General features: G+C 62.9%; 15 protein-coding genes. 9 read left to right on the forward strand and 6 right to left on the reverse strand.

Annotated elements, in window-relative coordinates; genetic code table 11:
* Positions 1-2,394 (forward strand): peptidoglycan-binding protein (locus tag ADN01_RS02795; protein ID WP_152974001.1); only part of this gene is annotated, 2,394 nt, incomplete at its 5' end.
* Here the strand turns inward: ADN01_RS02795 and ADN01_RS02800 are convergent.
* Positions 2,369-3,301: a 4Fe-4S binding protein gene (locus ADN01_RS02800; protein ID WP_062417016.1), complete on the reverse strand. Its 933-nt coding sequence runs from the start codon at positions 3,299-3,301 to the stop codon at positions 2,369-2,371. The two genes, ADN01_RS02795 and ADN01_RS02800, sit on opposite strands and share 26 nt — an antisense overlap.
* Positions 3,302-3,391: 90 nt before the next feature.
* Here ADN01_RS02800 and ADN01_RS02805 point away from each other — a divergent pair, with 90 nt between their 5' ends.
* Positions 3,392-4,228: a hypothetical protein gene (locus ADN01_RS02805; RefSeq protein WP_062417015.1), complete on the forward strand. Its 837-nt coding sequence runs from the start codon at positions 3,392-3,394 to the stop codon at positions 4,226-4,228.
* Positions 4,229-4,299: 71 nt separating this feature from the next.
* On the opposite strand, the gene ADN01_RS02810 is transcribed toward ADN01_RS02805, so the two are convergent.
* Positions 4,300-4,488, reverse strand: coding sequence for a hypothetical protein (locus ADN01_RS02810; RefSeq protein WP_062417014.1), 189 nt, complete (start codon positions 4,486-4,488; stop codon positions 4,300-4,302).
* Positions 4,489-4,619: 131 nt separating this feature from the next.
* On the opposite strand from ADN01_RS02810, the gene ADN01_RS02815 reads away from it, so the two are divergent.
* The 3 genes from ADN01_RS02815 to ADN01_RS02825 are packed head-to-tail and all read left to right on the forward strand — an operon-like array spanning position 4,620 to position 7,578.
* Positions 4,620-6,194, forward strand: a complete 1,575-nt coding sequence (locus ADN01_RS02815; protein ID WP_062417013.1) for a nitrite reductase — start codon at positions 4,620-4,622, stop codon at positions 6,192-6,194.
* Positions 6,195-6,240: 46 nt separating this feature from the next.
* On the forward strand, positions 6,241-6,798 hold the full coding sequence (locus ADN01_RS02820; protein WP_062417012.1) for a hemerythrin domain-containing protein: 558 nt from the start codon (positions 6,241-6,243) through the stop codon (positions 6,796-6,798).
* A gap of 9 nt (positions 6,799-6,807) precedes the next feature.
* On the forward strand, positions 6,808-7,578 hold the full coding sequence (locus ADN01_RS02825; protein WP_062417011.1) for a class I SAM-dependent methyltransferase: 771 nt from the start codon (positions 6,808-6,810) through the stop codon (positions 7,576-7,578).
* Between the two features lie 64 nt (positions 7,579-7,642).
* Here the strand turns inward: ADN01_RS02825 and ADN01_RS02830 are convergent, their stop codons facing one another.
* Positions 7,643-8,218, reverse strand: coding sequence for a class I SAM-dependent methyltransferase (locus ADN01_RS02830; RefSeq protein WP_062417010.1), 576 nt, complete (start codon positions 8,216-8,218; stop codon positions 7,643-7,645).
* Positions 8,219-8,381: 163 nt separating this feature from the next.
* On the opposite strand from ADN01_RS02830, the gene ADN01_RS02835 reads away from it, so the two are divergent.
* Positions 8,382-8,993 carry a DUF2202 domain-containing protein gene (locus tag ADN01_RS02835; protein ID WP_082142607.1) on the forward strand — a complete coding sequence of 204 codons (612 nt, stop codon included), beginning with the start codon at positions 8,382-8,384 and terminating at the stop codon, positions 8,991-8,993.
* A gap of 92 nt (positions 8,994-9,085) precedes the next feature.
* On the opposite strand, the gene prxU is transcribed toward ADN01_RS02835, so the two are convergent.
* Positions 9,086-9,796 carry a thioredoxin-dependent peroxiredoxin gene (prxU, locus tag ADN01_RS19865; RefSeq protein WP_082142606.1) on the reverse strand — a complete coding sequence of 237 codons (711 nt, stop codon included), beginning with the start codon at positions 9,794-9,796 and terminating at the stop codon, positions 9,086-9,088.
* Between the two features lie 190 nt (positions 9,797-9,986).
* Here prxU and ADN01_RS02845 point away from each other — a divergent pair, with 190 nt between their 5' ends.
* Complete coding sequence (locus tag ADN01_RS02845) at positions 9,987-10,982, forward strand: phosphotransferase (protein WP_062417007.1); 996 nt, start codon at positions 9,987-9,989, stop codon at positions 10,980-10,982.
* Positions 10,983-10,991: 9 nt separating this feature from the next.
* On the opposite strand, the gene modA is transcribed toward ADN01_RS02845, so the two are convergent.
* The gene (gene modA / locus ADN01_RS02850) at positions 10,992-11,840 is read right to left on the reverse strand and encodes a molybdate ABC transporter substrate-binding protein (RefSeq protein ID WP_082142605.1); all 849 of its coding nucleotides are present in this window, start codon (positions 11,838-11,840) and stop codon (positions 10,992-10,994) included.
* A 99-nt stretch (positions 11,841-11,939) separates the two neighbouring features.
* Between modA and ADN01_RS02855 the strand changes: the two genes are divergently transcribed.
* Both ADN01_RS02855 and ADN01_RS02860 read left to right on the forward strand, forming a co-directional pair.
* Positions 11,940-13,307: a glycerate kinase type-2 family protein gene (locus ADN01_RS02855; protein WP_062417005.1), complete on the forward strand. Its 1,368-nt coding sequence runs from the start codon at positions 11,940-11,942 to the stop codon at positions 13,305-13,307.
* A gap of 59 nt (positions 13,308-13,366) precedes the next feature.
* Entirely contained in the window at positions 13,367-14,104 is a 738-nt protein-coding gene (locus ADN01_RS02860) for a class I SAM-dependent methyltransferase (protein ID WP_062417004.1), read from the forward strand.
* Positions 14,105-14,108: 4 nt separating this feature from the next.
* Here the strand turns inward: ADN01_RS02860 and ADN01_RS02865 are convergent, their stop codons facing one another.
* A complete protein-coding gene (locus tag ADN01_RS02865) occupies positions 14,109-18,149 on the reverse strand; it encodes a GAF domain-containing protein (RefSeq protein WP_082142604.1) in 4,041 nt (1,346 codons plus the stop codon).
* Position 18,150: the final 1 nt, after the last annotated feature.

The raw sequence follows: 18,150 nt of genomic DNA on the forward strand, positions 1-18,150 counted from the left end.
CCCTCCAACACCCCCAGCCCCGTGCCCCCTACGGCGCTGCCCCTGCCCCCCTCCGGCGATTGGGCCCTCCTGCCCAAAAACGTAGGGGACATGCAGCAGCTCTATCAATTGCAGCTCTCCCCGCTGGGAGCCGTCGCGGATATCGCTTATGCGCCGGATGGAACCGTATTGGCCGCCGCCGGGCGCAGCGGTGTGATGCTGTACCAGGCCGACACCCTCACCCCCCTGCGGGCACTGCTGCCCGAAGCCCCCTATAACGCCCTGGCCTTCAGCCCCGACGGCCGCCGCCTGGCGGCCGCCCAGGGAGACCGCACCGTGCGGGTTTGGGAATGGGCCACGGGGGATACCGCCCTGCTGCTGCCCGAGGCGGGGTACAGCGTGTACTTCTCACCCGACGGCAAAATGCTGGCGGCCGCGGCCGATGAGATGGCCTCCTCCGATTGGAATGCACCCACCAAAACCACCCTGAATCTGTTTGACGCTCAAACCGGCAAACTGCTCAAAACGCTCACGGCCACCGCTCCCTTTGACAGTTGGAGCAACACCATGCCGGAGACCATCGGGGTGTTTTTCAGCGCCAACGGTCAGCGCGTTCAAGCCGCCAGCAACCTGGGGGATGTGCACATCTGGGATGTCGTCAGCGGTCAGCGGCTCAATTCCTCCATCAGCAGCACCACCCGCGACCGTCTGAGCAGCGGGCGGTGTTCCGCCGAAAACACCTACGGCAGCACCTTCCTGCTGGCCTGCTTCATCTCCTACCTGGATCCGCCCTGCACCGAAAGCAGCCCCAACTGCAATCCGGTGGGCAAGCTGCGCTACGAAATCGGCACCTGGGACACCAGTCAGATTAAACGCCTGTCCAACCAGATCATTTACGATGCACCCGACACCTTCGATAATCTGGTCTACAACGCCGCCCGCAGAGAAATGGGCTGGCTGCAAAGCGGGCAGATCCATTTTTGGAACCTGGGCAGCCCGACCCCCAAAACCCCCATTCACAGCCTGTCGCCCTGCCCAGAATGCACGTACCTGCACATGGCCCTCAACCCCGCCAGCGGCGGGAACACCCTGGCCGTGGCCTACGGCGGCACGCTGGAGGTGTGGGATGTGCCCAGCGGCCAAAGGCTGAGCGCGCTGGAAAATGACACCCGCCAGATCTTCACGGCGGCCCTGGGTCAGCGCGAAGGTCAGCCTGTTTTGGCAGCCGGTCTGACCGACGGCAGCCTGGCGCTGTATCCCCTGGGGGCGGTCCCCGTCCCTGCCGCCGAACTCAAACCGGCTGTGTCTCGCGCCGCCCATCCCAAAGTGGTGCGCCGCCTGGCCTTCGCCGAGGACGGAAAAAGCCTGTTCAGCGCCGACGAAGACGGCGGCGTTCAGCGCTCTTCCCTGAGCGACCTGAGCCTGCTGCGCACCTACCCTTCGCAGAATGACGCCTTCGCCCTGGCCCAAACCGGCGGCAGCCCGCAGGTGGTGGTGGTCACTTCCGGCGCTTACAGTCAGGGTGCGGAGTTTCGCCTGCTCAGCCAGGAAAACGGCCAGACCCTGCGCAGCATCGCCAGCCCCTACGGCCGGTTGGAGACCAGCCGAGATGGGCGCTGGCTGGCTGTGGGGCTGGATCAGCCCACCCTGTGGGACCTGAGCACAGGCAGCCTGCTGCGCCAGTTCAGCCCGCCCCAGCCGGGGACGCTGAATTATTTCGCGGTCAACGCGGATGCCAGCCTGCTGGCGGCCAGTCAGGATCAGGCCTTCATTGTGTGGAACGTCAACACCCAGCAGAGCTTCACCATCCCCACCGACGGCCCCACCGCCACGCGCCTGGTCTTCAGCCCCAACGGCTGTCTGCTGGCGGCCGGGGATGCGGGCGGCGTTATCCGCATGATTGATTTGAAAACGCAAAGCGTGGTATCTCAATGGCAGGCGCACCTCAGCCAACTGCGTGATTTGCAGTTCAGCGCAGATGGGCGGCTGCTGCTCAGCCTGGGCGGCGACGGCATTGCCCGCGTATGGGGGCAGCCCGGCGCCCATTTGCTGCCCGCCGGTTCGGCCCCGACCAGCCCCGCCTGTCAGCTCTCTGGCCCGCCGCTCACCTCCACCCCCGTCACGCCCACCCTCTCGCCCACGCCCATCCCCGCCACGCTGACCCCCACCCAGGTCACCTTTTACCGCACGCTTGCGCTCACCGACCCGCGCACCACCGGCGCGGATGTGCTGCAATTGCAGCAGCGGCTGCAGGCCCTGGGGTACAGCGAGGTGGGCATTCCGGACGGCATCTTTGGCGAAAAAACAGGCCAGGCCGTGCGCAATTTTCAGCAGCGCAACAACCTGGTCGTGGACGGCGTGGTGGGGCCGCTGACCTGGAAAGCCCTGTTCAGCAGCTCGGCGGTGTCGAAATAAGGCTGTGCACCTCCAAAGGCGCGCCTTTTTGCGGGTCGAGAACCAGCGCCAGGGCCTCCTGGGGGCAGTGGCTGACGCACACGCCGCAGCCCATACAGGCGGCGGCGTCCACCTGGGCGGGGCCCGCCGCGGCGGAGACAGCCCCAAAGGGACACACCGCCTCACATTCTCCGCAGCCGGCGCACAGATCGTCATCCACTTGAGCGCGGTATCCCGAAGGAATCAGCATGGGCGTACCGCCGCGCTGGGCCTGCATGGCCCCGCAGCAGCAGGAACAGCAGTTGCAGATGGCGTAAAAGCGCCCCAGGAGGGCTTCTTTGAAAAAGGCGTGGTGCACATGCCCGCGCCGCTCTTCGGCTTCCAAAACCGCCAGAGCCTCGGCGCTGCTCACCCGCCGCGAACGCTGGGGATGGTGTTCGATCACCATGCTGACGAAAGGCTCCCCCACCACCAGGCACACGTCCAAAGGCAGGCAGGGGTTTTCGCGCGCCGCGCGGCAGGGGCAGTCCAACAGGGCCAGATGGTCTGGCATCTCCAGGATCAGATCGCGGGCATGCTGAAAGGGGATCACCTGTTCCGGCAGGGCGGCCGCAATCGGCTCGCGCACCGTCACCCATTCGCGGGCAGCCTGCAGCGGGATGACCTTGCCGTGGTAGCCCTCAGCCCAGGCCAGGCCGCCTTTCGAAATCCCCTCGGGGGCGGCTTTGGGCGGGAACCAGCGCCGCCACAGCGCCCGCAGGCGCAGCCACAATTTGGCGGGCTGGCGCGTCCCCAGCCCGTTGCCGATATAGGCGTAGGGGAAGCGCATATAAAACCACCCGTGCAGCCATTCGGTCACGGGGTAATTCTTTTTGGCTTTGGCTCTGCGAAAAAACTCCAGGGTCGAAGGCCGCATCCAAGGGGACATGGCGTTTCCTCCGTTCGGCGGGGTCTGCTTTCATTGTAACGAGAAAGCTCCCCCCCGACAAGCACAGTCAAAAAAAGGAGAATCCATCCGATGGCCGCTCAATCCATACAAACCCTGGTGATTGCAGAGCATGTGCGGCTGTACTGCCCCCCGGAAGAAGCCCCCTATGTGGAATTGGCTGCCGAGGCGATCCGCCAATCCCTGCCGCTGGTCGAATCCCTGTGGGGTCTCCAGCCCCCGCGTCAGGTTCGCGTGTACCTGCATGCCAATTGGCTGCGCGCCCTGCTGCACGGCGCACCGCTGGATGGAAAGCTGGCGGTGCTGCTGACGCTGCCCTTTCGGTACGTCTTCCTCAACCGCCTGTGGAAGCTGGCCGGGGGTTGGACGCAGCGCTTTCCAATGGTCAGTCTGGTCACGGTCAAATCACCGCCCCACCTGCGCCAATCCGATACGAACCTGGGGCAAAAGCTGTTTGTCAAAATCGAGGACGAGGCCGATAAATTCCGCGTGGTACTTTCCCACGAGCTGACCCACGCTTACAGTCTGCACCTGCGGCTGCCGGTATGGCTGAGCGAGGGCATGGCCATGCTCACCTCCGACCGCCTGCTGGGCATGCAGACGGTGCTGCCCGAAACCCTGGAATTTACCCAGCGCGCCGCCCAGCGCCAACACCAGCGTTTTGAGGCGCGCATTTCCCTCCGCAAGCCGGAGCAGATCCTGGAAATGTACGCCCGCGGCTACTGGATCACCCGCTACCTGCTGGAACAGCAGCCGGATGCGCTGCGCTCGGTTTTGGCCAAACCCCTGAACCCCGCGGATTTGGAGAACCAGTTGGCCAGGGCTTTGGGATGGCCGCGCGGCCAGTTCTGGTGGCACATTAACGCCGCCGTGCTCCGCGCCTACCCGCCCGGCAACCCCGGCGCTTAAAACCAAAGCGCGGCTGCCGCCAAAAACCAGCCTGCCGCGCTTTTTGGGTCTGCGTCCCGCAGACGCCGCGCTCAGTCTTCGTGGGGAGCCAAATGCTCCGCCCCCGGCAGTTTGCCGACCAATTGCCCAGGGTGGTGAATCAATACCGGCAAATGCTCCGGGCAAATCCAAAACTGCTCATCCCGATAAGTCAGCCCCAGCAAGGGGATTTCCTGGCTGCTGCGTTCGCACACCAAACACTTCTTTTGATTTTGATCCATGACGGCCTCCGTATTGTCAGTATAGGGGCTTTGCACTGCGGCCTGTTTGTGCCAGCGCAAAGAAACCCGACTAATTTTATCTTAAACTGACAATATATGGCCGCCTGCCGCTCATCAAAAGGAGATCTTCCATGAAATCGCTTTGGAAACCCGTTTTGTTCGCCTCCGCTCTGTTCCTGGTGGTCTTTTTGGCCGCCTGCGCCGCTCAGACCCCCGCCCCCGAACCCACCGGCGCGGCCCAGGCCCAGGCCGAGGGCGTGGCCCTGGTCAAGGGCAAACAGGTGCAGGAATATTACCTGGATTCCTGCTCCGGCTGCCACGCCCCCGACCGCCGCGGCGCCACCGGCCCGGCGCTGCTGCCCGGCCGCCTGACCGAAAAGGATGCTTATTATTTTGATGTGATCAAAGAAGGCAAGCCCGGCACGATCATGCCCCCCTGGAAGACGCAGCTCTCCGATGCCGAAATCACCTCGCTGGTGGCCTTCATTCGCTCCGAAGCCGCCGCCTCGGCCTCCGAATGGACCGAGAAAGACATCTGGGGCAGCCTGACGGTCATCACCGCCGAGGACAAACTGCCCAGCGAGCCGGTCAAGCCCATGAACCTGGATAACCTCATGCTGGTCACCGAGCGCGAAAATCAGGGCATCGCCGTGATCAACGGGGATACCCACGAACTGCTGGGAACCATCCCGGCCTCCTACCGCGCCCACGGGTACAGCTTCCACCCCACCCAGGAGCGCTGGGCCTACAACATGGGCCGCGACGGCTGGGTGTTTAAGATTGATCTGTACAGCCTGAAGCCCGTGCGCAAGATTCGCATCGGCCTGGATGCGCGCGCCCTGGCCATTTCAGATGACGGCAAATATCTCATCGCCGGTAATTACATGCCCGCCAGCCTGGTGATCCTCAACGCCGACACCCTGGAGCTGGTGATGTATTACTCCACCCACACCACCGACAATGAAGGCAAAGAAATTGACTCGCGCGTGGCCACCATCATGGACACCGCCCCCGACCTGGTCGGGCCGTATTTCCTGGTGGCGCTCAAAGAGGCCGGGCAGGTGTGGCGCATTGACTGGTCGAAGCCGGATTTCCCCCTGGTCAAGCTGGAAAAAGTGGGGCACATCCTGCACGACGGCTTCCTCTCGCTGGATAACCGCACCTTTTATCTGGCCGCGCAAACCGACAACTGGATGGCCGCCATTGATGTGGACAGCATGAAGCTGATCAAGAACATCGAAACCGGCGTCATCCCCCACCCGGGTTCCGGTGCGGCCTGGGAAGCCGACGGCCATTCCTACGCCGCCACCACCCACGCCGGGGAAGGTAAAGTCACCATCTGGGATACAGACACCAACGAGATCGCAGCCGCGGTGGAGACCTCCGGTGCGGGCCTGTTCCTGCGCGTGCAGGAAAATTCGCCCTACGTCTGGGCCGACTCGGTGTTCTCCAAAGAGCCGAATAAAATCACCGTGATCGAAAAGACCGCCCCCTTCCAGGTGGTCAAGGTCATCAGCGAAGGCAAGCGCACCCTGCACCCGGAGTTCACCGCGGACGGCAAATTTGTCTACATCGCCGACTGGGACGGGGATATCGTGCGCGTGTACAACGCCGAGACCTTCGAAAAGGTGGCCGAGATCACCGGCATTCACACCCCCACCGGCATTTTCAACAGCCACCGCCGCGCCGAAACCATCGGCCACTAACCCAAACCATCTCAGCTTCGGCTGAGTTACCCAGGAGTCAACAAGTATGCAGGCAACTGAAATCTTAATGTCCGAACACCGCGTCATCGAACGCGTCATCGCCGCCCTGGAAAGCGCCGCCAACCAGCTGGACGAAGGCCAGCCCCTTCGCCCCGGCTTCTTCCTGGACGCCGCCGACTTCATTCAAGGTTTTGCCGACGGCTGCCACCACCGCAAAGAAGAAGGCGTGCTCTTTAAGATGCTGGGCGACCACGGGCTGCCCGCCCAGGGTGGGCCGGTGGGGGTGATGCTGGCCGAACACGCCCAGGCGCGCCAGATCACCGCGGTCCTGCGCAGCGCCGCCCAAAGCCTGGAAGCCGGGGACGCCAGCGCGCGGCCGGATGTGACCCGCAGCGCCCGCGCCTATGCCGCCCTGCTGCGCCAGCACATCCTCAAAGAGGATACCATCCTCTTCCCGGCGGCCGACCGCGTCATCCCTGCCGAGCTGCACGCCGCCGTGCTGGACGGCTTTGAGCACGTTGAACATGAGGAAACCGGCGAGGGCGTGCACGAGAAATATCTGGCGCTGGCCCAATCGCTGGAAGTGGAAGCCGGTTTAGGGTAAGATGGCCGCATGATGATGTACGATTCTTTCAGCAGCGATTACGACCGCTTTGTCTCTTGGCCGGGGCGGCTGGCTTTTGAGCTGCCCTTCTTGGAACAGTTTCTCTCCGGCCTGCCCCAGCCGGTGCGGGTGATGGACGCCGCCGCCGGAACGGGCATGCACACTCTGGCCCTGGCCCAGCGCGGCTACGCGGCTGCCGGCGCCGACCTGAGCACGGGTATGGTGGCCCGCGCCCGCCAAAACGCGGCCCAGGCCGGGCGGACGGTGCGCTTTGAGGCCGCCGGTTTTGGCGAGCTGGCCGCAGCTTTTGGCCCCCACAGCTTCGACGCCCTGCTCTGCCTGGGGAACTCCCTGCCGCACCTGCTCACCCCGCAAGCCCTGGCCGCGGCTCTGGCCGATTTCGCCGCCGTGCTGCACCCCGGCGGGCGGCTGCTGATCCAAAACCGCAATTTTGACGCCGTGCTGGCCCGCCGCGAACGCTTTATGGAGCCGCAGGCGCACCGCGAAGGCGAGGCGGAGTGGATCTTCCAGCGCTTTTATGATTACGACCCCGATGGGCTGATCACCTTCAACATCCTCACCCTGCACCGCCCAACCCCCGATTCCTCCTGGCAGCAGGCCGTCACCACCACCCGCCTGGCCCCGCAGCTGGAATCCGAGCTCAGCGCCGCCCTGCGCAGCGCCGGGTTTGAACACCTCTGCAGCTTCGGCAGCATGGACGGCTCTGCCTTTGACCCCGCCGCCAGCGGCAACCTGATCCTCAGCGCCGTGCGCGCCTGAGCCTCCAACACACACAAAACCGTCCCCCGTTAACCGGGGGGCGGCGTGATTCTCAGCCCAAACCCTAATCCGCCTGCTTTTCCACCACCACCCATACCGTGCCGCGGCCTTTTTGAATGCGCACCTGCGCCTGCGGCAGCGCAAACAGCGCCGCCATCTTGCGAGCGTTGAGAATGCGGCTGCGCATGCCCGCCAGCTTTTCCGCCACCGCGATCAGCTTGACCCCAAAGGTGTCAATATCTGGCTCTTCCACCACCAGCCGCCCCCCGGGGCGCAGCACGCGGAAGAGCTCCTTCGCCGTCTGCGCCTGGTCGATCACATGGTGCAGTGCGTCCACCATGAGGATGCGGTCAAAATGATCCTGCGTAAAGGGCAGTCCTTCGGCCAAAGCCTGCGCGGCCTGAAGCCCCGGCTTCGTCTGGGCCTGCTTCAGCATGGCCGGTGAGGCGTCCGTCACCACCACCGCCGCCGCGCCCGCGCCCGTCAGCGATTGGGCGATGCGCCCCGTGCCCCCCGCGGCGTCCAGCACGCGCAGACCTCGCAGATCCCCCAGCAAATCTTGCAGCCCAGCCTGGATGCCGCCGCGAATGAAGCGCTCGTACACCGGCGCAAAGTGGTCAAAATGGTCAAATCCGCCCATAGCGCATCTCCTTTGAAAAGATTGTAACATCCCCGCCGCGATCCAACCCTAACAACATGCCGATCAGTTCTTCACAATTTCTAAATCTGGTTGCTGTATCCTCTATCTAGTCTTCAATCGAAGATCAAAACACAGCAAACCATTTAGAACTTAGGAGATCGAAATGAAAACCTGGATGAAAATTTCTCTCGGCGTGTTCGCCGGAATCACGATGATCGCCCTGACAGCCGCCTTGCTGCTGCCCACCCAGAACGTCGCAGCTGCCGCCATCGAACGGCGCGGCGGCCCCAATAACGGCCAACCCGGAAACGGCAGCGGCATTGGAAATGGCAACGGGAATGGAAACGGCACCGGCACCCCGCTGCAAAACCCTGCCGCCACTCCGCTCACCGCCGCCGAAGCGCAAGGCTTGCAGGATGCCATTTTGGAAGAATACGGCGCGCTGAATCTGTACCAGGGGGTGATGGACACCCTGGGGGCCGAGCTGCCCTTTACGCAAATCGCCCGCTCCGAGCAGCAGCACGTCAACGCCCTGCTGCGCCAGGCGCAGATCTACGGCGTGGAAGCCCCCGCCAACCCCGGGCTGGCCCAACCGGTGAGTTTTGACAGCCTGGCCGAAGCCTGTCAGGCGGGTGTGCAGGCCGAGATTGCCGACGCGGCCCTCTACGACACTTTGAAAGCCGTCACCACCCACACCAGCCTGCTGCAAGTGTACGATAACCTGCAAAGCGCCTCGTTGAACCAGCACCTGCCCGCCTTTGAGGCCTGCCAATAAGCTGAAAAATCCTCACAATGAATAAGAAGCAGCCGCCCCTTCGGGGCGGCTGTTGTATGTACTCCCAGCCCATATCCAATGAAAATGATCGGCTAAAACGCATCCTCTGGCTTCCACTCTTTCCAGACCTTACCCACCAGGTGGGGGCCCGGGCTGAGAGTGGGTTTGCCCGGCTGCCAGCCCGAAGGCGTCACTTCGCCGGTCTTGACCACGTGTTGGAAGGCTTTCACCTGGCGAATCAGTTCGCTGACGTTGCGCCCAACCTCGGGGGTCAATACCTCCATCGCGCGGATGTTGAAATCAGGGTCAATGATGAACCGCCCGCGGATATCCACCCCGGCGTCTTCGTCATACACCCCATACACGCTTCCAACTCGTCCGCCGGCGTCCGAAAGCAGCGGGAAAGGCACGCCGCCCGGCACCATCTTAGAGAGTTCTTCTTCCTGCCAAATTTTGTGGGAGAAACGGCTGTCGGTGCTGAGCGCGAAGATCTCCACACCCATTTCTTTCAATTCCGGATATTTGACGGCAACTGCCGACAATTCGGTCGGTCAAACAAAGGTGAAATCACCCGGATAGAAGCAAATGACGATCCATTTGCCCTTATAGTCTGAGAGTCTCACGTTCTTAAAGCCGCCGTCCACAAACGCGGCCAGTTCAAAATCGGGAGCGGGTTTGCCCACGCGTGCAAGCATTTTCGAGACCTCCTTTCCTAAAGTTACGGTTAAAGGTTCCTGATTGGGAGCCTCCAAAGCGATGGGGCCTTTGGAGGGCTTGACACAGCCGTCTTTGGCTTCTGCCATACTGCCTCCTTTTGGGTCAAGCTGGATATGGGGGGTGTCCTTTATTGATTATAGCAAGGTTTCCAAATCAAAACAAATGGAACAGAGCTAAATTTCCCCCAAATTATCAGGTAATTTTCCAACATACAGGCTGGCCTGCGCCCGCCAAAACGGGTACAATCCACAAATCCCCCTTTTTGGAGCCGTCCCCATGCCCCTCCCCTGGACCCAACCGCAGTGGCTGGAAGAAGCACAAGATTGGATTCGCCAACAGGCTGACCGCCTGGGGCTGTCTTTGCTGACGCCCATCCGCCAGGAGCATGTGCGCCCCTGGTCCACGGTGCTGACTGCCGAAAGCCAGCGAGGCAGGCTGTTTTTCAAGGCCAGCGCGCCTTATCTGGCCCACGAGGCGGCCCTCACCCAGGCGCTTGCCGCATGGCGGCCCGACTGCATGCTGCCGGTGTTGGCCGCCGATGTGGAGCGCGGCTGGCTGCTGCTGCCGGATGCGGGCACACCCCTGCGCGCCCACCTGCACACCCCGGCTGACCTGCGCCGCTGGGAAGACCTTCTGCCGCTCTTTGCTGAAGTGCAAATGGAACTGGCTGCCCGCGCCGCCGACCTGCTGCGCCTGGGCATTTTTGACCGCCGCCCCGTCCGCCTGGCCGCGGATACCGCCGCCCTGCTGGAAGACGGCGGCGCGCTGATCACCGGCGGCGAAGACAGCCTGACCCATGAGCAGGTCGCGCGCCTGCGCCAGCGTCTGCCCGCCCTGGGCGCCCTGTGCGCCGAGCTGGCCGCCAGCGGGCTGCCCGACACGCTGCACCACGATGATTTTCACGATGCCAACATCTTCGTGCACAGCCAGGGCTGCTGGTTCACCGACTGGGGTGAAAGCGCCCTGGCTCACCCCTTCTTTTCGCTGCTGGTGACTCTGCGCAGTGTGGAAAACCGCCTGGGGCTGCTGCCCAGCGCGCCGGAATGTGTGCGCATGCGCGACGCCTATTTGGAAGCCTGGAGCGGTTTTGCCCCCCGCCCGGCCTTGCTGGAAATTTTTGCCCTCTCACAGCGCGCCGCCATGCCCGCCCGCGCCCTCACCTGGCATTGGGTCATCCGCCACCTGCCGGCTGACCTCGTGCCCGAATATCAAGATGCGGTTCCGGCCTACCTGGGCGAATTTTTAGCGCTGGAAGAAACTCACACGAATTAAACGGCGGCCTTATTCCCCGGCCAGAAAGCCGTATTTGGCCAGAATCTGCTGCCCCTCGGGGGAACGCACCAGCGCAGCAAATTCTGCGGCCAAAGCCGGATCCGCGGCATCCTTCAGCACGGCGATGGGGTACACCGCGGTGACGTTGAGCGCCTCAGGAATCTGGAACTGCACCACCTGTGCAGCGGCTGACTGTGAAAGGTCGCTGGCATACACAATCCCCGCGTCCGCCTCGCCCAAAATCACCTTGGTCAGCACGGCCTTGACGGTGCTCTCATACGACACCACATTCTGAATCACCCTGGCCTGAAAATCCGCCCCAAAATCCCCGTCCTGACTGGCTTTTTCCAAAAATTCCAGGGTGTATTGACCCACCGGAGCCTCGGCCGCGGCCAAAACCAGCTTGACGCCCGGGCGCGCCAGGTCTTGCAGGCTTTGCAGCCCCGCCGGGTTTTTCAGCGGCGCGATCACCACCAGCCGGTTGCGCGCAAAGACAGCCGATCCGCTTTCTGCCACCCGTCCGGCCTCGGCTGCAGCCGTCATCTGCTGCATATTGGCGCTGGCAAACACATCCGCCTGCGCCCCGCTGACAATTTGCTGGGCCAGCTGCGACGAAGCCGCAAAGCTGAACTGCATACGCACGCCGGGATGCAGGGCTTCAAAACGAGCGCCAATTTCCCCAAACGGCTCGGTCAAAGAAGCCGCCGCCAAGACGGTGAGTTCCTGCGCCGACGCCGGTGGGGTCGCGCACGCCGATAATAATCCCAGCAAGATCAAAAAGATGAAACCTGCTCGCCGCATCACGCGTTTCTCCTGGTTCGCTGCATGGGTGGGATGGATAAATCGCTTTATACTCATTTTATGAGTATAAAGATTATATCACGCCTGCCGCAGTGAGGTTTGCGTCTGCCGAAAAAGCGGTAGAATGAGGACATCGCCAAAAAAGCAAAGGCCCCCATGAACCCCGACTCCCTGCTCACCCACACCCTGCGCGCCCACCCCCACGGATCGCAAATCACAGCAGTGATGGCCGCGGCCCTGCAGGCCGTGGATCCCTACGCCGCCGTGCAGCGCGCCCTGACCCTGCAAGACAGCCAACTGTGCCTGCACGGGCAAACCTGGAACCTGGATGATTTTGAACGGGTTTTTCTGACAGCTTTTGGCAAGGCGGCTTATCCTATGAGCCTGGCGGCAGAAGCGGTGCTTGGCCCGCGGCTGACCGCCGGAGAGGCCGTCACCAAAGACGGCCATCTGCCCCCCCAAAACCAACTGCGCCGCACCCGTCTGCACCTGGCCGGGCACCCCGTCCCGGATGAACGCAGTCTGCAGGCCGCCCAGGCGGTGCTGGCCTTGCTCGATTCGGCCGGCCCGCGCGATTTGGTCCTGTGTCTGATCTCCGGCGGCGGCTCGGCCCTGCTCACCGCCCCCGTCCCCGGCGTGGGGCTGGGTGATCTGCAAACCCTCACCCAACTGCTGCTGCGCTCCGGCGCGCCCATTCAAGACATCAACACCCTGCGCAAGCACCTCGACCAGGTGAAAGGCGGGCGGCTGGCCCAGCGCGCCGCACCCGCGCCCATCCTCAGCCTGATCCTCTCAGATGTGATCGGCGACCCCCTGGATGTGATCGCCTCCGGCCCCACCGTCCCCGACCCCAGCACCTATGCCGACGCCTGGGGCATCCTCCAGCGTTACGGACTGCAAGCTGCCCTGCCCGGCGGACTGCGCGCCTATCTGCAAGCCGGTCTGGCTGGAAAAATCCCCGACACACCCAAACCCCAAGACCCGCTGTTTGCCCGCACCCAAACCGCGGTCATCGCCAGCCTGCCCCAGGCCGCCCAGGCCGCCGCGCAGTGCGCCCAGGGGTTCGGCTTTCACACGGCGGTGCTCACCACCTGCCTGCAAGGGGAAGCGGCTCAGGCGGGGCGCTTTTTGGCTGCCGTCGCCCGGCAGGTGCGCACCGATGGTCAGCCGCTGCCCGCCCCAGCCTGCCTCATCGCGGGCGGCGAAACCACCGTCACCGTGCGCGGGGACGGGTTGGGCGGGCGCAACCAGGAACTGGTGCTGGGCGCGGTGGCAGACCTGGCCGGGCTGCCCGACGTGTGCCTGATCAGCCTGGCCACCGACGGCGGCGACGGCCCCTCCCCGGCGGCGGGGGCCGCGGCCAGCGGCGAAAGCCTGGCGCGCGCCCAGGCCCTGGGGCTGAACCCCGCGGACTTTTTGGAGCGCAGCGATTCGTTTGCCTTCTTTAGCGCGCTGGATGATTTACTTTTGACCGGGCCCACCCAAACCAACGTCAACGATCTGACTTTTGTATTCGTTTTCTAGGTGTTTTCAGATACAATTACAATATCGGAGTTTTTCCACCCCGCTCAGGAGCTCATGGTATGTCCCCCCTCAAAAGCCGCATAGATTATAACCAGATCGCTTTTGACTACGCCCGCCACCGCCGCGTTCACCCCGAAATCATCAGCGAACTGGTCACGGCCGCCAACATCAACAGCAAAACCCGCGTTCTCGAAGTCGGCTGCGGCACAGGAAATTACATCAACACCCTCCAGGAAATCACCCGCTGCCGGTCCTGGGGGATTGATCCGCACGAACAAATGCTGTCCATCGCCCGCGAAAGCAACCCCAATGTCACCCATCTCAGCGGATCCGCCGAAAACCTGGATTTTCCCCCGGAATCGTTTGACCTGGTCTTCTCGGTGGACGTGATTCATCATGTGAATGACCGTGAAAAGCATTATCAGGAAGCTTACCGGGTGCTGGCCAAAGGCGGCCGCATCTGCACCGCCACCGATTCCGAAGAGATCATCCGCAACCGTATGCCCATGACTGTGTATTTCCCCGAAACGGTCGAGGTGGAGCTGAAGCGTTACCCGCGCATCGCCGATCTGCGCGAATACATGCGCGCGGCGGGCTTTACCTCCCTCTCCGAAACGCTGGTCTCATACCGCTACACTCTGACGGATGCGGGCCGCTACCGCGACAAGGCCTTTTCGGCCCTGCACCTGATCTCCGACGAAGCTTTCCAACGCGGCATGGAACGCCTGGAGCGCGACCTCCAACGCGGGCCGATCACAGGCGTATCGCGTTACATCTTGTGTTGGGCGGTGCGTTGACCCCCTAAATGATTTTGGTCAACAAAGCCAGCGGGTCGGCCATCATTTGCGGGTCCGGCCCGCTTTCGTCTGTAAACGCTTGCTGTTCCAGCAGTTCCAGGAAAACCTGCACCACTTTGGGGTCAAAATGCTTGCCACTTTGCTCGCGGATGTATTCAATGACCTTTTCTTCGGGCCAGGCCGGGCGGTAGGGACGGTCGGAGCGCAGCGCATCCCACACATCCACCACCGAGAAAATCCGCGCCGCCAGGGGGATGGCTTCGCCCGCCAGCCCTTCGGGGTAGCCGCTGCCGTCCCAATGTTCATGATGATAATGGGGGATATCCAGAGCCGACTGTAAGAAGGTGATCGGCCGCAGCAGTTGGTAGGCATACACGGGATGCTGGCGCATGATCTCCCATTCCATCGTGGAAAGCATGCCCTGCTTCAAGAGCACGCTGTCGGCGATGGCCATCTTGCCGATGTCATGCAGCAGCGCCCCGCGCCAGATGGGGCTCAGCTCTTCCTCCGCCACCCCCATCGCGCGCGACAGGCGCAGCGTCCAGTTGGCCACACGCAAGCTGTGACCCTGGGTTTCTTTATCGCGCAAATCCAAGGCCGCCGACCAGCCTTGAATGGTGGCCTGGTAAGCCTCAGAAAGCTCCTCGTTGGAGTGCATCAGGGATTGAATCAGCTCGCTGCGGTCCAGTGCCAAAGCCACCTGCCGCGCCAGGGATTCCAGGAATTCCGTCCATTCGGGCGTGGGCAGCTGCCGCTGGCGGTGGAAGGTCTCCAGCACACCTTTGATCGAATTTTTGACGATCAGCGGCACAGCATAGTAAGAGCGGAAGTTTTCCACCTCAATCCAGATCGGCTCCTGCACATGCCCCTCGGAGCGCAGCAGATCGGGGATTTGGACCGTCCTGCGTTCCAGCACAGCGCGCCCGCCCTCGCCCTGACCCAGGCGTAGAGCCACATTTTGGAAGGAGGGGTCGCGGAACCCCGTGCCCGCCGCATAGCGCAGCAGCCCCGCTTCCGGCTCGAACAGCAGGATATCGGCCGCATCCGCCTGCCCCTGGGAGACAATTTGCTCCATGAGGGCATCCAGGGTCTGGTTGAGGTCGGGCGTGGCGCTGATGGTGGCGCTGATGGTGCGCAGCAGGCTCAGGCGCTGCAGGCGGCTCTCGGTCTGCTCCGCCAGAGTGGCGCGCTGAATGGCGCTGGCAGCCAGATCGGCGATAGCGCGCAGCAGCTGAAAATCTTCGCCGCGCACGGTGTGGCGCCCGCCGATGAAGAGCGCGCCGATGGGGTTGCCCTCGGCCAGCAGCGGAACCAGGGCCACCGCGCGCATCTCCGCCGCCGCTTCCGGCAGCAGCATGCGGGCGGCGTCGGTCTGCACCTGATTGCTCAAGTACGCCTTGCCGGTGAGAATCACGTTGCCGATGGCGGATTCATTCAGCGGCATGCGCACGCCGGTCAGGCGCTCGGCCTGGGCGCCGCGGGCCAGTTCAATCACCACCTCGGATGAGAAGGCGTCCAACAGGGCCACGGCCACAATATCGGCCTCAATCAGCACCAAAATCTCATCCAGCAGGGTGGTCAGTGTTTCGGCGCGCGTGGGTGTCTCGCGCAGGGCAAAGGCCATGGCCGCCAGGCTTTCGCGCTGGCGCTGGCCCAGCTTGCGCTCGGTGATATCCTGCAAGGTGCAGTCAAAGCACACCGGCAGGCCGGTTTCATCGTCATACAGCACCTTGGCGTTCACCAACCCCCAGAAGGTGCTGCCGTCGCGCCGCCGCAGCAGCAGTTCCACACCGGTCACCGCCCCTTCGGCCAGCATGCGGTCTGAGAAGGCCTTGCGCTCCTGCGGCTGCGCATACAGGTCGCAGGTGTGCACCTGACGGGCTTCTTCTTCACTGCGAAAGCCGAACATCTGGCGCAGGGCCGGGTTGGTCGTCAGGAAGGATCCTTCTGGCCCGGGGGTGGTGCGGTACACCCCCACGGGGATATTCTCCACCAGGGTACGGTAGTGCTCCTCGCTGTCGCGCAGCATCTCTTCGGTGCGTTTGCGTTCGATCACCAGGGCGATCTGGCGCGAGACGAAGGTCAAAATGTCCTGATCGCGCTCGGTGTAACGCAGATTATGCTGGTAGGTTTGCACCACCAAAGCCCCCAGGATTTTGCCGTCCCCACGGCGCAAGGGCACGCCCAGCCAATCCACCGAATCGGCGCCCTTTTGTTCCACCTCGCCCGCGGCCACCAACTGGTCAAAGACTTCGGGGGTAGCCAGCAACGCGCGGCCGGAGCGCAGCACATATTCGGTCAGTCCGCGGCGGATGCGCTGCGGTTCGGGGGTGCTGTCAAATTCATCCACAAAGTAGGGGAAGTAGATCTGCTCGCTTTCCTCATCCAACAAGGCGATGTAGAAATTGTCCGCTGGAATCAGGTCGCTGACGATGGTATGCACCGCGAAGTAGAGCTGATCCAGGTTTTCCACCAGGTTCACCGTCTCGGAAATGCGGTACAAAGTTTGTTCCAACTGCTCGGCCCGTTTGCGCTCGCTGACATCGCTGAGCGAAATTTGCAGAGCCGGCCGGCCCTGGTAATCAATGGGCATCACCACCAGCTCTACCCAGGCCTCATTCGGCGCCAAAAAGGCTTTGCGGCGCGAAGGCGGCCCATCCGCTTCTGCTTCCGGCTCCCCCTTTTCGCCAAAGCTGCGCGATACCCACATTTCCCGCCGCAGATGATAGCCGCCGTCCAGCAAGTCCAACGCCTGGCGGAAAATATCCACACGCGCATCCAGAGGCAGGTCTAACCGCGCCAGAATTTCATCCGCGGAAATCTGGCTGACATCCTCGCGGAACAAACGCGCACGCACAATGGCGGCCTGGTTGGCAAACACCACCCGCCCGGCCTGCAGGATGACCATCTCCTGCGGCGACTGATCTACCAGGGCCTGATAGGCTTCTTCGGCCAGCTTGCGATCGGTGATATCCTGTCCGCCGCCGTAAAACAGCAGCGGCATGTGATTTTCGGGATCTCGCAGCACCTGGCTGTGATGCCGCAGCCAACGCATTTCGCCGCTGCGGGTGTACACGCGAAATTCATCGGCCCCAGGGTCGCCGTTAAAGGCCCGTTCGCGCAGGCGGCCCATTTTGGGCACATCGTCGGGATGAAGCAGATAACGCCAGCCGCCCAGCGCTAACGCCTCTTCCAGGGAGTAGCCGGTGATGCGCTGGAATGAATCGGTGACCCATTCCACGTGGGCTTTGCCGTCCGGCCCAATGCGGAATGAATAGGCATAGTCTGAAACCAGTTCAGAAATGCCGCGGTAGCGCTCTTCCGATTGACGCAGGCGGGCTTCGGCCTCTTTTTGTTGGGTGATGTCGCGCAGAGAGAGCAAGGTGGCCGGCTGCTGTTCCCAGGTCAGCGCGGCGCGCCGCATTTCCGCCAGGGCGTGCATCTGCCCCCCAACCCACACTTCCGCCGTCTGCCCATCCGCCAACGTGCGGATGCGCCCGTCCAACCCGCTGCCGATCAGCGCTTCGGGGGTGCTGTCAAATAAACGCAGGGCTTCCGGGTTGGCAAACAGCACGCGCCCATCCGCCCCCAAAATGAGCATGCCCTCGGAGTTTTTCTCAATCACCAGGCGCAGATCGCTCAGGGTACGGCTGCGTTCCACCGCCATGCGCTGGCGCTCATAGGCGTAGCGCAGCGAACGGATCATCAGGGTGCGGTTGAGCTCTCTTTTTTGCAGGAAATCTTCGGCCCCTTGCCGCACCGCCTGCCAGGCGAATGCGTCGTCCTCTACGGAGGACAAAACTACCACAGCCGCGTCCGGAGCGCGCCGCCGCACCTCGTGGACAGTCTCCAGGCCGTTACAGCCGGGGATATCCAGGTCAATGATCACGATACTGAAATCACCCTGAGACAGGCGCTGCAAACCCTCTTCTAAAACGCCGCACACTTCCAGTTTCAGCGGGAGAATATCCTCGCCCACCCCGGACAACAAACCTTCCACCAGGGTGAACCCTCCGCGCTTCATTTGAATCAAAAGTGCATTCATG

Source organism: Levilinea saccharolytica, assembly GCF_001306035.1.
Taxonomy (GTDB): Bacteria; Chloroflexota; Anaerolineae; order Anaerolineales; family Anaerolineaceae; genus Levilinea; species Levilinea saccharolytica.

Excerpts from the sequence above, each read along its gene's own strand:
- ADN01_RS02800 (WP_062417016.1), bottom strand. The coding sequence starts at position 3,301 with ATGTCCCCTTGGATGCGGCCTTCGACCCTGGAGTTTTTTCGCAGAGCC.
- ADN01_RS02805 (WP_062417015.1), top strand. The coding sequence starts at position 3,392 with ATGGCCGCTCAATCCATACAAACCCTGGTGATTGCAGAGCATGTGCGG.
- ADN01_RS02810 (WP_062417014.1), bottom strand. The coding sequence starts at position 4,488 with ATGGATCAAAATCAAAAGAAGTGTTTGGTGTGCGAACGCAGCAGCCAG.
- ADN01_RS02815 (WP_062417013.1), top strand. The coding sequence starts at position 4,620 with ATGAAATCGCTTTGGAAACCCGTTTTGTTCGCCTCCGCTCTGTTCCTG.
- ADN01_RS02820 (WP_062417012.1), top strand. The coding sequence starts at position 6,241 with ATGCAGGCAACTGAAATCTTAATGTCCGAACACCGCGTCATCGAACGC.
- ADN01_RS02825 (WP_062417011.1), top strand. The coding sequence starts at position 6,808 with ATGATGATGTACGATTCTTTCAGCAGCGATTACGACCGCTTTGTCTCT.
- ADN01_RS02830 (WP_062417010.1), bottom strand. The coding sequence starts at position 8,218 with ATGGGCGGATTTGACCATTTTGACCACTTTGCGCCGGTGTACGAGCGC.
- ADN01_RS02835 (WP_082142607.1), top strand. The coding sequence starts at position 8,382 with ATGAAAACCTGGATGAAAATTTCTCTCGGCGTGTTCGCCGGAATCACG.
- ADN01_RS02845 (WP_062417007.1), top strand. The coding sequence starts at position 9,987 with ATGCCCCTCCCCTGGACCCAACCGCAGTGGCTGGAAGAAGCACAAGAT.
- modA (WP_082142605.1), bottom strand. The coding sequence starts at position 11,840 with ATGAGTATAAAGCGATTTATCCATCCCACCCATGCAGCGAACCAGGAG.
- ADN01_RS02855 (WP_062417005.1), top strand. The coding sequence starts at position 11,940 with ATGAACCCCGACTCCCTGCTCACCCACACCCTGCGCGCCCACCCCCAC.
- ADN01_RS02860 (WP_062417004.1), top strand. The coding sequence starts at position 13,367 with ATGTCCCCCCTCAAAAGCCGCATAGATTATAACCAGATCGCTTTTGAC.
- ADN01_RS02865 (WP_082142604.1), bottom strand. The coding sequence starts at position 18,149 with ATGAATGCACTTTTGATTCAAATGAAGCGCGGAGGGTTCACCCTGGTG.